The organism is Halomonas sp. 7T (assembly GCF_025643255.1).
Taxonomy (GTDB): domain Bacteria; phylum Pseudomonadota; class Gammaproteobacteria; order Pseudomonadales; family Halomonadaceae; genus Vreelandella.
Window position 1 is genome coordinate 3,621,276 of the sequence record NZ_CP087112.1, and the last position, 13,282, is coordinate 3,634,557.

At 55.6% G+C, this 13,282-nt stretch carries 12 protein-coding genes and 1 pseudogene; 2 read left to right on the plus strand and 11 right to left on the minus strand.

Annotated elements, in window-relative coordinates; genetic code table 11:
* Nucleotides 1-26 precede the first annotated feature (26 nt).
* The 8 genes from panB to dksA all read right to left on the minus strand — a co-directional run bounded on the left by panB (nucleotide 27) and on the right by dksA (nucleotide 9,647).
* Nucleotides 27-818, minus strand: a complete 792-nt coding sequence (gene panB, locus LOS15_RS16890) for a 3-methyl-2-oxobutanoate hydroxymethyltransferase (RefSeq protein WP_263067260.1) — start codon at nucleotides 816-818, stop codon at nucleotides 27-29.
* A 164-nt stretch (nucleotides 819-982) separates the two neighbouring features.
* Nucleotides 983-1,489 (minus strand): 2-amino-4-hydroxy-6-hydroxymethyldihydropteridine diphosphokinase, encoded by a 507-nt coding sequence (gene folK, locus LOS15_RS16895; protein ID WP_263069773.1) that lies wholly within the window; start codon nucleotides 1,487-1,489, stop codon nucleotides 983-985.
* Nucleotides 1,490-1,497: 8 nt separating this feature from the next.
* Entirely contained in the window at nucleotides 1,498-2,883 is a 1,386-nt protein-coding gene (pcnB, locus tag LOS15_RS16900; protein WP_263067262.1) for a polynucleotide adenylyltransferase PcnB, read from the minus strand.
* Nucleotides 2,884-3,738: 855 nt separating this feature from the next.
* The gene (locus LOS15_RS16905; protein WP_263067264.1) at nucleotides 3,739-5,121 is read right to left on the minus strand and encodes a sigma-54-dependent transcriptional regulator; all 1,383 of its coding nucleotides are present in this window, start codon (nucleotides 5,119-5,121) and stop codon (nucleotides 3,739-3,741) included.
* The gene (locus LOS15_RS16910) at nucleotides 5,099-8,044 is read right to left on the minus strand and encodes an ATP-binding protein (protein ID WP_263067265.1); all 2,946 of its coding nucleotides are present in this window, start codon (nucleotides 8,042-8,044) and stop codon (nucleotides 5,099-5,101) included. The genes LOS15_RS16905 and LOS15_RS16910 overlap by 23 nt, the downstream gene beginning before the upstream one ends.
* Nucleotides 8,034-8,210, minus strand: a complete 177-nt coding sequence (locus LOS15_RS16915) for a hypothetical protein (protein WP_263067266.1) — start codon at nucleotides 8,208-8,210, stop codon at nucleotides 8,034-8,036. The genes LOS15_RS16910 and LOS15_RS16915 overlap by 11 nt, the downstream gene beginning before the upstream one ends.
* A gap of 1 nt (nucleotide 8,211) precedes the next feature.
* Entirely contained in the window at nucleotides 8,212-9,111 is a 900-nt protein-coding gene (gene gluQRS, locus LOS15_RS16920) for a tRNA glutamyl-Q(34) synthetase GluQRS (RefSeq protein ID WP_263067267.1), read from the minus strand.
* Between the two features lie 98 nt (nucleotides 9,112-9,209).
* Nucleotides 9,210-9,647, minus strand: coding sequence for an RNA polymerase-binding protein DksA (gene dksA / locus LOS15_RS16925; RefSeq protein WP_009723720.1), 438 nt, complete (start codon nucleotides 9,645-9,647; stop codon nucleotides 9,210-9,212).
* Nucleotides 9,648-9,860: 213 nt separating this feature from the next.
* Between dksA and LOS15_RS16930 the strand changes: the two genes are divergently transcribed.
* Together LOS15_RS16930 and sfsA are read left to right on the plus strand one after the other, a co-directional pair.
* On the plus strand, nucleotides 9,861-11,021 hold the full coding sequence (locus tag LOS15_RS16930; RefSeq protein ID WP_263067269.1) for an aminotransferase class I/II-fold pyridoxal phosphate-dependent enzyme: 1,161 nt from the start codon (nucleotides 9,861-9,863) through the stop codon (nucleotides 11,019-11,021).
* Nucleotides 11,018-11,746, plus strand: a complete 729-nt coding sequence (gene sfsA / locus LOS15_RS16935) for a DNA/RNA nuclease SfsA (RefSeq protein WP_263067271.1) — start codon at nucleotides 11,018-11,020, stop codon at nucleotides 11,744-11,746. Before LOS15_RS16930 ends, sfsA begins: the two co-directional genes overlap by 4 nt.
* Before the next feature lie 27 nt (nucleotides 11,747-11,773).
* Here the strand turns inward: sfsA and LOS15_RS16940 are convergent, their stop codons facing one another.
* The 3 genes and pseudogenes from LOS15_RS16940 to metX all read right to left on the minus strand — a co-directional run.
* Nucleotides 11,774-12,223, minus strand: a complete 450-nt coding sequence (locus LOS15_RS16940; protein WP_263067273.1) for a DUF4426 domain-containing protein — start codon at nucleotides 12,221-12,223, stop codon at nucleotides 11,774-11,776.
* 31 nt (nucleotides 12,224-12,254) lie between these two features.
* Nucleotides 12,255-12,848 carry a methionine biosynthesis protein MetW gene (gene metW, locus LOS15_RS16945; RefSeq protein ID WP_263067274.1) on the minus strand — a complete coding sequence of 198 codons (594 nt, stop codon included), beginning with the start codon at nucleotides 12,846-12,848 and terminating at the stop codon, nucleotides 12,255-12,257.
* Nucleotides 12,848-13,282 (minus strand): annotated as a pseudogene (metX, locus tag LOS15_RS16950) (homoserine O-acetyltransferase); the annotation flags it as partial. The pseudogene metX and the gene metW, both read right to left, overlap by 1 nt.

Genomic DNA, 13,282 nt, shown 5'->3' on the forward strand with positions numbered 1-13,282 from the left:
ACAGGCTACAAAAGTGAAAACACCGCTTAAAAACAGTGCTCCGGTGCGGGAAAGGCGCGCGTTTTGACCGCTTCATGGTAGTCCTGAAAAGCGTTCTGAATGCTATCCGCGTCAACCATAAAGTTTTTCACAAAGCGTGGTGTGCGACCGTGGGTAACGCCCAGCACATCGTGCATGACCAGAATTTGCCCATCGGTGTCGGGACCTGCGCCAATGCCAATAACCGGTACGTCCAGGGCCTCGGTAACCGCTTTGCCTAAGCTTGCCGGTACGCACTCCAGCAGGATCACCGAGGCGCCTGCTTCAACCAGTACTTTGGCATCGTTGATAATTTGCTCAGCCTGCTCGGCTTCGCGGCCTTGCACTTTATAGCCGCCTAGCTGGTAAACCGTTTGTGGCGTTAGGCCTAAGTGAGCGCACACCGGTACGCCGCGACGGGTGAGCTCGCGGATGCCTTCAGCCATCCATGCTTCGCCCTCGACTTTTACCAGCTCTGCTCCGGCACGCATTAGTGCCGCGCCGTCTTCTAGTAGGCGTTCAGTGGTGGCATTGCTCATAAACGGCAAATCGACCATGAGTAGGCTGTGCCCTTTGCCTCGCGCCGCACAGCGGGTGTGGTAGCAAATATCGTCGATGGTAACGGGTAGCGTGCTGCTGTGCCCTTGTAAGACCATGCCTAGGGAATCGCCCACTAGTAAGACATCAATGCCTGCTTCGCTAGCCGCATGGGCAAAGGAGGCATCGTAAGCGGTCAGGCAGCTGAACGTTTCGCCGGCGCGTTTGTACGCCTGCAGTGTGCTCAGGGTGACGGTTTTCATGGCGTGCTCTCGTTTTCTACGTGGGGCCGATTGCCTCGCTAAGGAAGCCGGCCGTTATTAACGCTGCATCCTTGCAGACGTGAAGTGGCGTAACCGGTAATTGTTACCTGAATGGGGGCTTGGTGTCGAGATTTGTGTCAGACGGTAGCACTGACGGTGACACCCTAACGGGCATCGGCGTTAGATAAGCGTTTTATCGCAGTGTGATCTATCTGGGTAAGCCAGTGGGCCAGCGTCTGTTGATGCAGCATAAGCGGTTGTTTGCCAACAGCACTGGCAACTTCCGCTAACGGCACGAGCACAAAGGCGCGTTCGTGCATATATGGGTGGGGGACCTTTAGGCGTGGGCGCTCAATCGTTTGCTGCCCATAAAGAAGTAGGTCTAAGTCCAGGGTGCGAGGCCCCCAATGACGCAAGCGCTGGCGACGGTGGCGCTGTTCCAACGCTTGTAGCTGGTCGAGCAGCGCCAGTGGGGATAGCGCTGTTTTGATGACCGCCACAGCATTAATAAAATCGGGCTGGTCTTGCGGCCCTACAGGAGGCGTTGCATATAACGATGATTGTGCCACTAGCGTGCTGAGCGGCAGGCCACCAAGCTCGTCAAGGGCTTGGCGTACTTGTGCGACCGGGCTTTCCAGGTTGCTACCTAAGCCAATATAAGCGCAGTGCATCATGACGCTCATGGGTCGGTTTTGCGCGGCTTGCGGCGTTTTTTACGGCGACGGTCGCCTTGGCTTGCCGGGTCGCTGCCGACCTTTTGTAGCAAGCGACGCTGTTCGTGCTCATCACCCTGCTGAAATGCGGTCCACCAGTCGCCCAGGCCACGCGGTATTTCGCCCGCCTGTTCGCGCAGTAACAGCAAATCGTAAGCGGCACGGAAGCGCGGGTGCTCGCGGGTCTGAAAAGCGCGTTTGCCCCGGCGCATGGGCAGGCGGGCCTGGAGTTCCCAAATTTCACGCATTGGCATCCCAAAACGCTTGGGAATTGAGATGTGCTGAAGCTGACGAGAAACCACTTCTTGGGAGGCAGTTTGCAACGCAGGAATCGCAGGCATGCCGTCGCGCTCCAGCTCCGCCTGACGATGGGCCACCGGTGCCCATAAAAATGCGGCGAGTAGGAAGGCTGGCGTAACCGGCCGGTCTTCCGCAATACGCTTGTCGGTATTGGCCAGCGCCTGTTCGATGAGCTCTTCCGCCCAGGCCGCGTCTGCCATGGCTTCTTCCGCTTCAGGGAAGAGCATGCCAAACAGATTGTAATAGCTGAGGAGTCGGAAGGTGACTAAGCCATGCCCTGACATAAACAGCTTCAGCACCTCATCAAACAGACGAGCTGGCGGAATCTGTAGCAGCAGCGGTGCTAGGTCAAACATCGGCTCTTCAGTTGCCGGGTCGATGGTGAAATCGAGCTTGGCGGCAAAACGCACGGCCCTCAGCATGCGTACGGGGTCTTCCCGGTAACGCGTTGCCGGGTCGCCAATGAGCCGGAGCGTACGTGATTCAATATCCCGCACGCCATTGGCAAAGTCGTGAATGGTGAAGTCGGCGATGTTGTAGTACAGCGCATTGACGGTGAAGTCGCGGCGTAGGGCGTCCTCTTCAATATTGCCCCATACGTTATCACGCAGCAGCAAGCCTGCATCAGACTGCTGGGCGATATGGTCACCGTGCTCGTCCTGGGGTTTGCCGCGAAACGTGGTCACTTCAATGACTTCTCGTCCAAAGCGCACGTGCACAATGCGAAAGCGTCGACCGATCATGCGGGAGTTGCGGAACAGGTCGCGCACTTGTTCTGGCGTGGCGTTCGTCGCAACGTCAAAGTCTTTTGGCATTTTGCCGAGCAGGGCATCGCGAATGCAGCCGCCGACTAGAAATGCATCGAATCCAGCGCTGTTAAGACGATAGAGAACTTTTAACGCAGCATCGCTTATCTGCTGACGAGAAACAGGGTGCTCGGAGCGCGGAATAATGCGGGGGCTGAGAGGCGCTACGGCGCTCTCTGGGGAATCGAGCAGGGATTTCAATTGCTCTCCCGGGCTATGTAAGAAACGGGTAAATCCTTTGAACATGCGGCGATATCGACTCGCAGGGTATTAAAAAATGACCGTATTGTAAGCGGTAAGCTGCTGAGTGTAGCCGACCCCATAAGGCTTGCAAAGCGTCTATGGTGGGTTTGGTAGATGCTAAAGCCTTTAAACGCAGAAAGGGGAGGCTAAGTAAGCCTCCCCTATAAAGCAGACAATCAGCGTCCATGCTGCTGTTTTTCTTCATGATGGCACATCGCCCTGAATACGCACCGCAGTCGGTAGGCGTAAGAAACCGATTGATTCCGACCGCCTCGTATTCAAAACAATAATCCAACCGCGAACTTTGTCTACCCGGCTTATTATTGTTGGCTCCGGGGTGTACACACGACCTGCTGTTATTCTTGTTGGTATGCAGGTAACTCGTTGTACGTCGCGTCCATTTGGGCACTTGCTAACTGTTGTTATTGTTGTTCGCTGCGCTTGTTCTATCTATCGTTTGCTTAGCGCAAGCAAGTTGTGAGACTCAAGCCTGTTGTTTTTGTTAGTGCTGTTATCTCTATCTGGCCCTGTTGTTTTTGTTTTGGCTCAGATGTGGGCGGTGTCCTGTTGTTTTTGTTAGCGACTGACCGCGTTGCCCAGTTTGTTTTTCTTACTCAGTAATATTGCACTCGCCGTGCCATTTGTTGGATATATCATAAATTTCATAGGCTTGGCATTTTTATGGGGTGCCAGGGAACTAATGGCAGTAGAAAGTGTTACCCGTTTTGCAGCGTTTTTTAACGTGGGTTGTGTGGGAAGGTAACAGTGTTGAGGTAACGGGTTTTGGATGTTTCTTATTAAAATCAGTGTATTAGACATTGGTCTTAGGCGCGCAGTGACTGCCGCTCTTAGCGCTGCTTAATTGGGTCGGCGGGCGGTTTTCTTGCGGGGTATGCCTAGTCGCTGGCGACGCTCCCAGAGATTTTTACGACTGATACCCAGTTTTTGAGCCAGCTCTGTTTCACTCATCTGATCCTGGTGTTCAAGCACAAAGTGCTGAAAATAATCTTCTAGGGAGAGGTCGTCCTCTTCAATAGGCGCTTGGCTCTCGTTACTTAAGGGAGCTGGAGGAGCAGCGAGCGGGGTAGGGCGGTTAGTGACAGGCCCTAGGCCAAGATCATCCGGGTGAATCAGGTGGCCTTCAGCGAGAATCACGCCCCGCTCCAGGGCGTTTTCCAACTCACGTACATTGCCTGGCCAAGGATAGTCTTGTAGGTCTTGGCGCGCGGCACGCGATAGCCGTAGCCCCTGGCGTTCATGGCGTTTACACGCTTTGTCTAACAAAATGTCGGCAATGGTTAGGACGTCCTCTTCGCGCTCTCTTAGGGGCGGTAGTTCGATCTGCATCACGTTGAGGCGGTAGTACAGATCGAGGCGAAACTCGCCGCTTTTTGAGAGGGCGCGTAAGTCCCGGTGGGTGGCGGCGATAAGACGCACATCCACATGGCGGGTTTCGACAGAGCCAATTTTACGAATTTCCCCTTCTTGCAGTACGCGCAGCAGGCGTGCTTGGGCATCCAACGGCAGCTCACCAATTTCATCCAGAAACAGCGTGCCTCCGTCGGCGGCTTCTACTAAACCTGTGCGGGCGGCGCTTGCACCGGTAAAGGCGCCTTTTTCATGGCCAAACAGTTCCGATTCAATCAGCGTTTCAGGGATTGCAGCGCAGTTAACACAGATAAGCGGGGCTTTGGCGCGTTTGCTTTGTTGATGAATGGCGCGGGCGACCAGTTCTTTGCCGGTACCCGATTCCCCCTGGATCAGCACGGTCACGTCGGCGGGGGCGGTTTTACGGATGCGGGTGTAAACCTGCTGCATGGCGGCGCAGCTGCCAATCATGGTTTGACGTCCACCACCGTCGTCAGTGATATCCGGCGGCGTGCTTTGCTGCATCGACTGCTTATGCAGGATACGTTCGACAGTTTCGAGCATCTCCGTATGATCAAACGGCTTTGCAACGTAGTCCACAGCCCCCTGCTTTAAGGCCTCTACAGCTGAGCGCATGCTGGCGTAGCTGGTCATAATCAGCACCGGCGCAGGCGCTGCCGCCGTGATCAGCGACGTGCCTGGCTCCCCCGGAAGGCGCAGGTCGCTGATGATGAGATCGAATTCGTTCAGCGGCTGAGTAATGGCTTCTTCAGCGCTGGCGGCCTCGCTCACGGTATAGCCATGGCGGTCGAGTAAGCGTTTTAGAGCGCTGCGAATAATCGCTTCATCTTCAACAATCAGTATCCGAGGCATGGGGTGAAAGATCATCCTGTTGGTAGAGCGGTAGCCAAAGGGTAATGGCAGTGCCTTGTGACTGGCCGGGAGGTGGCGATGCCACGTCTATCTTGCCTTGATGCTCGTTAATAATTTGATACGCCAACGATAGTCCAAGCCCGGTGCCTTCGCCCGCAGGCTTGGTCGTTGTAAAGGGTTCGAACAGGCGGTCTTTAACGCTTGGCGCAATGCCATGGCCATCATCGCTGACGCGCCACCAGGCATGGTTGGCTTCTATGCCAGCCTGTATATGGATATGGCCGTGTGGCTGACAGGCGTCCCGTGCGTTACTCAATAAATTGACCATTACTTGGGTTAAGCGTTGATCATCGCCACGTACCACGATATCGCCAGGGCAATCGTTTGTGTAGATGACATCCTCGCCCGAGCGGGCTAAATGGATCAAGTGCAAGGCGTCTTCACTAATAGTCTTAAGCACTGCGGGGGAGGCCGGTAGTGGCACGGTATGGCGGCCACCGTGAGCAAAGCCTACCAGCGAGTTGACGATTTTAGTAACCCGCTGGGTAAGCTGTTGAATTTGATCTGCGGTTTCCAGCAGCGCGGGGTCGTCGGTATCGTAGCGCAGGTTTTGTGCCAGCGATGAAATACCGGTAATCGGGTTGCCGATTTCATGGGCCACGCCTGCTGCCAGCTGTCCAATAGAAGCGAGCCGGGCCGCGTGAACCAGCTCATCTTCGAGCCACTTCATTTCGGTGTGATCCTCCACCAATATCACGCTGCCGCCGCGGCTGTCGTGGCCACTGAGTACCGCTTGGTGCAGGGTCAGGAAGTAATCTTTGCCATGCAAGGAGACTGCCTGCTTGTAAAGCGGTGTATGGGGGGCGTTACGTACACTGCCCAGCAGGCTAGGCCAAGGCGCTGGTAAGCTGTTACGGCTCGACCCAATGACGCTGTCGCCACTAATGCCCGAGAGCTGAGAGAGTGCCTGGTTCCACATGAGTAACTCGTCATCGTCACCCAGGACGCATAGCCCGACGGGCAATTTAGCAAGCGTTTGGCGGTGGTGGCGGCGTAAGCCATCCAGCTCACGGGCCAGCCCCGTTAAGCGCGATCGATAGGCTTCCAGTCGGCTTTCAACGAAGTGGATGTCGTCGGTAAGCGGAGCATCGTTGTGGCGGTAGGGGAGATAGCGATCAACGATGTCTCTGGCAACGGAAGGCCCCATGAGGCCTGAAAGATTCGCTTGAATACGGTCGCGTAGGCGGCGTAGCGCGTAAGGACGCCGTTCTTGAGGGGTGAAGTTCAGCGCCTTTAAAGCACGCTCAACTTCACGTTCAGCCGCTTCATCACCAAGCGCTTGGGCAAGATGCACGGTAAAATCACCGGCTGTTGCAGCTTCTAGCGGTAGGCGCTTAGAGCGTATGACGGCATCTACCGAACACGCTTCAGCTGCTGAACGCTCTCCCTCTGACGTACGGGTAAATAGCGATACCAAAATCAGCAGCATAATATTAACGGCAAGGGAGACCAGCGTGATGTTATACCAGTGTGGCGAGTCGGCTGGTATGGAGGGTATGAAGTCTTGCGTGGTTACCGAGAAATCAAAAAGCAGCGGTAGCCAAATGCCCACCAGCCAGATAGTGCTACCACCAATTAGCCCTGCCACCATGCCTTTCCGATTTGCGCCAGGCCAGTAAAGCAGCGCGAGCATGCCGGGCAAGCATTGTGCCATACCGATAAAAGCGGCGAGTCCAAGGTTCGTCAGAGAGTGATAACGACCAACGCTTTCAGCAAATAGCCAGCCACTGAAAATAACGGCGACCACTAAGCCCCGCCTTAGCCAAAGCAGCCAGCCATACAGGTCATTTTGTGCTTCGGGAGGGCGCGCAACGAGGATGACATGATTGAGCAGCATGCCGGAAAGCGCCAGCGCAATCATCATCATGGTGCCGCTGGCAGCCGCCAAGCCGCCAATGAACGCCAGCGCCCCCACCCACCAGTGCTCTGTCATGAAATAGGCGGCATACGCCGCCATCGGAACCGCCTCATTGGTGGCCTGCGCCGCCCACCAAATGAGCGGCACTGGCAGTGCCATTAGCAGTAAAAAAAGGGGGAGTGTCCAGCTCGCCTGAAGCAGCGTATGACGAGAAAGGCTTTCGGCGAACGTGATTTGAAATAGGTGCGGCATCATAAAGGCGGCAGCAAAAAACAGCAGTAACAACGTGCGCCATTGAGGCGCCTCTAGCTGCGGAGTAGCGGCTTGAGCCGCTGCGCCGGGGCCTTCTAACCACTGCTGTAAATCTTGCGGGCCATCAAACACCCACCATAGCGCAATGGCGCCGAGCCCAAGCATGGCTAATAGCTTAATGACCGATTCAAAGGCAATCACGCTAAGCAGTGTGTCGTGGCGGTGCCGATGGCTATGGCGCGCGCCGAACAGTACCGCACAGCCCGCCGTTACCGCGCAAAATAGCAAGGCAACCGCAGCGCTATAGCGGCTGCCGGTGAGCAGGTGTATTGCATCGCTTAGCGTTTGTACCTGAATACCCAGCAGCGGCATAACGGTAAGAAGGCTAAGCAATGTGACAATGGTGCCGACCCAGCGTGAACGAAAACGAAACGCAAAGAGGTCCGCCAGTGAGGAGAGCTGGTAAGTGCGCGTAATGCGCTGAATAGGTACGAGTAGCACAGGCGCAAGCAAAAAAGCCCCTGCGGCGCCCAGGTAGTAGGCCAAATAGCCAAAGCCAGCTTTGGAGGCGAACTCAACACTGCCGTAAATGGCCCAAGCACTGGCGTACACGCCCAGGGCTTGGGTGTAGATGACAGGGTGGCGTGTAATACGCACCGGAACCCAGCCGCGCTCTACCGCCAAACCGCAGCAAAACAGTAGTGCAAGGTAACCAAGGCCTAAAAACAGTACACCGAGTAACTCAACGCTCATCTAACTTCCTTTTTTGCTCTAGCCAAAGCGTTAGCGCAATCAGGCCGCCCCAGATAGCAAACGGTCTGTACCAGGCGATGCCGGGGTCGCCCCAGCCGTCCATGAGCAGTGGCGAGAGCAGGTAGCCGCCAAACACAAGAAATAGCATGATGCGGTAAACGTACATATCAGTACTCCGGGGGTAGTGCACGGTGGTGAAACGGCGTTAACTGCTCAATCGACCAGTGCGCTATTGCCCAGCGTAATTGCACCTCAGGAGCCTCCTGCGCTAGCTCTATGGGTGGGGCTTGGTCAAGGGCCTGCAGTGCGTGAAATAACTGGTGACGAACACCCTCAACACTTTCTGCCAACGCAGGGGCCATGTTCTGCTTGGAGAGCTTTTGGCCATCATCCGTTACCATCAGCGGTAGGTGGAGATAGCGCGGCGTAGGTAAGCCAAGTGCTGTTTGTAGCTGGCCTTGCCAGGGAGTGTTATCGAGTAGGTCGTAGCCTCTAACCACATCGCTAATGCTCTGCTCGGCATCGTCTACCACCACGGCAAGCTGGTAGGCCCACAGGTTATCTTTACGCTTTAAGACCACGTCGCCGAAGGTGGCAGGGTCGAGCTGCTGGCGGCCAAACAGGCGGTCTTGCCATGTAATAGGGCGTTTGGCTAAGTCGCTGCGTAATCGCCAAGCGACGGGCTTGTTAGCCTCACGCTGCCCGTTGCGGCACCAGCCGGGATAAATCGTGAAGTCTTGCCACTGCTTTCGTGAGCAGCTGCAGGGGTAGGCTAGGCCCCGTGCAATGAGGCAGTCTAACGCCTGCTGATAAGCCGCATGGCGTGTGTGTTGCCACACGACCTGCTCGTCCCAATATAGGCCAAACCTTTCAAGCTGGCGCAAAATGGTGCTATCTGCGCCCTTGGGGCAGCGAGGTGGATCGATATCCTCAATGCGTACCAGCCACGTTCCTCCCGCCGCGCGGGCATCCAGATAACTGCCTAACGCTGCAACCAACGAGCCAAAGTGAAGGGGGCCTGATGGCGTGGGGGCAAAGCGTCCCCGGTAGCAATCGGTTTGTGACATGGGCGCCAATAACAGTTGCAATGAATTGACCAACAAAAACGGGCACCCTGAAGGTGCCCGGCTTTGTTGTTGCGTCTACTACGTTGCCGCTAACGACATTAACCGCCGAGCTGTTTTTCTTTGAGCTCTGCCAGGGTTTTACAATCGACACACAGCGTTGCCGTGGGGCGTGCTTCAAGGCGACGAATGCCGATTTCGACACCGCACGCTTCACAGAAGCCGTAGTCATCTTCATCGATTTTCTCGATGGTTTCGTTAATTTTTTTCAGCAACTTGCGCTCGCGATCTCGCGTACGCAGTTCAAGGCTAAAGCCTTCTTCTTGCGTCGCTCGGTCAGCGGGGTCGGCATAGTTGTTTGCGTCTTCTTGCAGGTGGCGCACAGTACGATCCACCTCTTCCATGAGATCCTGTTTCCAATCCAGGAGCAGCTGTCGAAAGTGCGCAAGCTGCTTCTCATTCATATACTCTTCACCCGGTGCCGGCTCATACGGGGTGAAGGACTTGGACGCTTCCGGTTTCTTTTCCGCTACTGGCATGGGAGTGCCCCTTACGTATGTGACTGCTGATCGACCATGAACGTGTGTCAAGATCTCACGCCAAAGGGATGCTTGTTTAGCTGAAAATGTGGCGTGTTGCAAGCGTAATGGTGGTATTTAGACTAAGGTCTTACAGCTTATTTGGCGCCGCCCGTGCTTCTCTACTGGGCCTTTATAACTGCGTTTTTATGGACATAAGGTGAAGGAGCCACTATGGCCTGGAATTCCCGTGTGAGTCATGTCGCGCCCTTTCGGGTGATGCACTTATTAGAAATGGCTCAGGCCCGAGAGGCTCAAGGCTATGATGTGATTCATCTAGAAGTGGGTGAACCTGACTTTGCGACGCCTGAGCCTATTGTGGCGGCGGGGCAGCAGGCGTTGGCGGCGGGCAAAACGCGCTATACGTCCGCCGCAGGTTTAGCGCCGCTGCGCGAAGCGATTGCAGGCCACTATGCCGAACACTTCAATGCGTCTGTCGACCCGTCGCGCATTCTGGTAACCCCAGGGGCCTCTGGGGCGCTGCTGTTAGCCAGCCAGCTGCTGGTAGAGAGCGGTGATCGGGTGCTGATGGCGGATCCTAACTATCCCTGTAACCGCCATTTTATGGCCTTAGCGGGCGCTGAGATTGATGCCATACCGGTTGGGCGGCAAAGTGGTTGGCAATTAACGGCGCCCTTGATTGAGCAGCACTGGCAGGCGCAAACAAGCTTAGCCATGCTAGCGTCCCCGTCGAACCCTACTGGGCACACGTTAAGCGCTGAGGCGCTAACGGCAGTGTTCAACACCGTTGCTGCCAGAGGCGGTGAGGTGATTGTTGATGAGATTTACCAAGGCCTCAATTATGATGATGCGCCGCTATCGGCAACATCGCTTTCCGACCAAGCCTTTGTGGTTAATAGCTTTTCAAAATACTTTGGCATGACCGGCTGGCGCCTGGGCTGGCTCGTAGCGCCGGAGCATGCGGTAGAGCCGCTCACCCGGCTTGCACAAAACGTCTTTTTAGCGGCGACGACGCCCTCCCAGCATGCTGCACTGGCCGCCTTTACGCCTGAGTGCCGAGACATTCTCGAAACACGGCGAGTAACACTAAAACAGCGCCGACAAGTGCTGCTGGATGGCTTGGCGCAGCTGGGCCTAGCCCCCGACCTTCCTCCTCAGGGGGCGTTTTACCTATGGCTAGACATCTCCCGCTACAGCCAAGACAGCCAAGCGTTTTGCGAGCGTCTATTGGTCGAGGAGAATGTGGCGATCACTCCTGGGATTGATTTTGCCGTGACAGGCGGCGAGCACCATGTGCGCATCGCCTTCACCAATGACGTGGCGCGGTTAGAAGAAGCCGTGGCGCGCATTGCCCGATTTGTAGCCCGGTTATGATGACGTATGAAAGCCTGGAGTCGGGTGTGCTGCTGCGCCGCTATAAGCGCTTTTTAGCGGATGTACGTTTGGAGAGTGGTCAAGAGGTGGTCGCCCACTGCCCTAATACCGGCTCAATGAAAGCGGTGAACGTGCCCGGCTGCCGGGTATGGCTGTCGCCCAGCGACAACCCGAAGCGCAAGCTCGCCTGGACCTGGGAGTGGATTGAGCTGCCCCAACCAGATGGCACGCAGGCGCTAGCATCAGTGCATACCGGGCGGGCGAACCGCATTGTAGAAGCGGCGATTGAGGCGGGCGGTATTACGCCACTGGCGGGCTATCAAACGCTAAAGCGGGAAGTGACCGTTGATGATGCCCGGCTCGATTTTCGTCTGGACGATCCCGTAAAAGGCACGGTTTATGTAGAAGTGAAGCAGGTCACGCTGAAAGAAACCGATGGGCACGGCTACTTTCCTGACTCGGTTAGCGTGCGCGGCACCAAGCATTTGCATACGTTAACGGCGCTTGCTGAGCAGGGTGAACGGGCAGTGCTGCTGTTTTGCGTCGCCCATGAGGGAATTGCCGATGTAGCGCCAGCTGCCCATATCGACCCTGTGTATGCAGCAGCATTAGCAGAAGCAGTAAAGGCAGGGGTAGAGGTGCTGGCTTACGGGATTACGCCGCAGTGGCGTGCTGGTAAACCGGTTGCCGTCTGCTTGACGCGGCGGCTACCGGTTCGGCTGTAAGAGATGAATGCAGCGCTAACTTAGCGCTTAGCGCTCGATATAGAAGCGCTGAATAAAATTGACCGATTCAGGCGCGGCATTTCGGTCATAGCGCACGTCGAGATCAAAGCGCATGGCTTCGTCGTGCTGCATGGTAAACGGCGCCAGGTGATAGGTTGCATCTCCGTCATGCACCGTGCGAAAGCTCAGCGACTCCTGAGAGCCGGTAAGGCCGCTGACATAGCCCTGTATGCTCGCGTTTACAGGGCGCGTGCTGCCATCTTCCTTGCGCTCACGTACGCTAACATTAACCAGCCCGCGGTTAGCGCTGCGTGGAATGTTGTTCGCCTGAGCCACCTCCGGTGTCAGAAAACGAGTGCTAACCGCACTGTAGTGGATTTCGTAGTCACCCACCTGCACGAATTGCTCAGCGTTAGCGCTGGCAGTGATCATGAGCGTTGCAGCTAAGCTAACGCTGAGTAGTAAGCGGCGTAACATGGCAAACTCCTCTTGTTGTATCTGGACCGCGTTAGCGGCGACGTACCCTGAAAATAGCAATTTCACCAAATAAATTGGGCCACCATTTGGATGTCCAGTGACCTCGATGGTCGCCAACGCCCACCGCGCGGTCAACAATCATGAGTCCTTTCTCGCGACAGAGATGCTCAAAATCGTTAAACGTTGAGAGGTGGATGTTGGGGGTGTCGTACCACGCGTGAGGCAGCGATTTAGAGACCGGCATATAGCCGCGCAAGCCAAGATGAACACGGTGGCGCCAATAGGCAAAGTTAGGAAACGTAATAATGCCCTCTTCTGCTACTCGCAGCATTTCATCAAGCATTTTATCGGGGCGGCGCAGCGCTTGTAGCGCTTGGGTCATGATGACTTGATCATAGCTGTTATCGCAGAAACTACCCAGGCCGTCATCAAGGTTATGCTCAATCACGTTAACGCCGCGCGCGACGCACTGAGTAATGCCGTTTGGATCAATCTCTAACCCGTATCCTGAGACGTTTTTTTCTTTGGCCAAGCGTTCCAGCAGCTGCCCATCGCCACAAGCTAAATCTAAAACATGAGCCCCTTGGGGTACCCAGTCGTAAATCAGTTCTAAATCAGCGCGCATTACGGTGTCTCCTCTTCAGCGGTGTCATGGATCGCTAGCTCATGGGCAACGCGACCCATAAACGCGCTGAACAGGGCGTGATAACGCGGTTCGGGTAGCAAAAACGCATCGTGCCCATGAGGAGACTCGATATTGGCATAGCTCACTGCCTTGCCTGCACGGGTTAAAGCGTCGACGAGTTCGCGGGAGCGAGAGGGTGGAAAGCGCCAGTCGGTGGTAAAGCTCACAATCAAAAAAGGGCACTGTGCGGGGGCTAGCGCGCTGGCTAGGTCGCCTGCATGGGTAGCCGCAGGGTCAAAGTAATCCAGTGCCTTGGTCATTAACAGGTAGGTATTGGCGTCAAAGGCGGTGGAGAAAGTATCGCCTTGATAGCGTAGATAAGACTCCACTTGGAACTCGACATCAAAGCCAAAATTTAGATCGTTACTGCGCAC

Bases quoted from the DNA above. Each gene is read 5' to 3' on its own strand.
- pcnB (WP_263067262.1), bottom strand. From the start codon at position 2,883: ATGTTCAAAGGATTTACCCGTTTCTTACATAGCCCGGGAGAGCAATTG.
- metW (WP_263067274.1), bottom strand. From the start codon at position 12,848: ATGCGCGCTGATTTAGAACTGATTTACGACTGGGTACCCCAAGGGGCT.
- LOS15_RS16940 (WP_263067273.1), bottom strand. From the start codon at position 12,223: ATGTTACGCCGCTTACTACTCAGCGTTAGCTTAGCTGCAACGCTCATG.
- panB (WP_263067260.1), bottom strand. From the start codon at position 818: ATGAAAACCGTCACCCTGAGCACACTGCAGGCGTACAAACGCGCCGGC.
- sfsA (WP_263067271.1), top strand. From the start codon at position 11,018: ATGATGACGTATGAAAGCCTGGAGTCGGGTGTGCTGCTGCGCCGCTAT.
- LOS15_RS16915 (WP_263067266.1), bottom strand. From the start codon at position 8,210: ATGTACGTTTACCGCATCATGCTATTTCTTGTGTTTGGCGGCTACCTG.
- LOS15_RS16910 (WP_263067265.1), bottom strand. From the start codon at position 8,044: ATGAGCGTTGAGTTACTCGGTGTACTGTTTTTAGGCCTTGGTTACCTT.
- LOS15_RS16930 (WP_263067269.1), top strand. From the start codon at position 9,861: ATGGCCTGGAATTCCCGTGTGAGTCATGTCGCGCCCTTTCGGGTGATG.
- gluQRS (WP_263067267.1), bottom strand. From the start codon at position 9,111: ATGTCACAAACCGATTGCTACCGGGGACGCTTTGCCCCCACGCCATCA.
- dksA (WP_009723720.1), bottom strand. From the start codon at position 9,647: ATGCCAGTAGCGGAAAAGAAACCGGAAGCGTCCAAGTCCTTCACCCCG.
- folK (WP_263069773.1), bottom strand. From the start codon at position 1,489: ATGCACTGCGCTTATATTGGCTTAGGTAGCAACCTGGAAAGCCCGGTC.
- LOS15_RS16905 (WP_263067264.1), bottom strand. From the start codon at position 5,121: ATGCCTCGGATACTGATTGTTGAAGATGAAGCGATTATTCGCAGCGCT.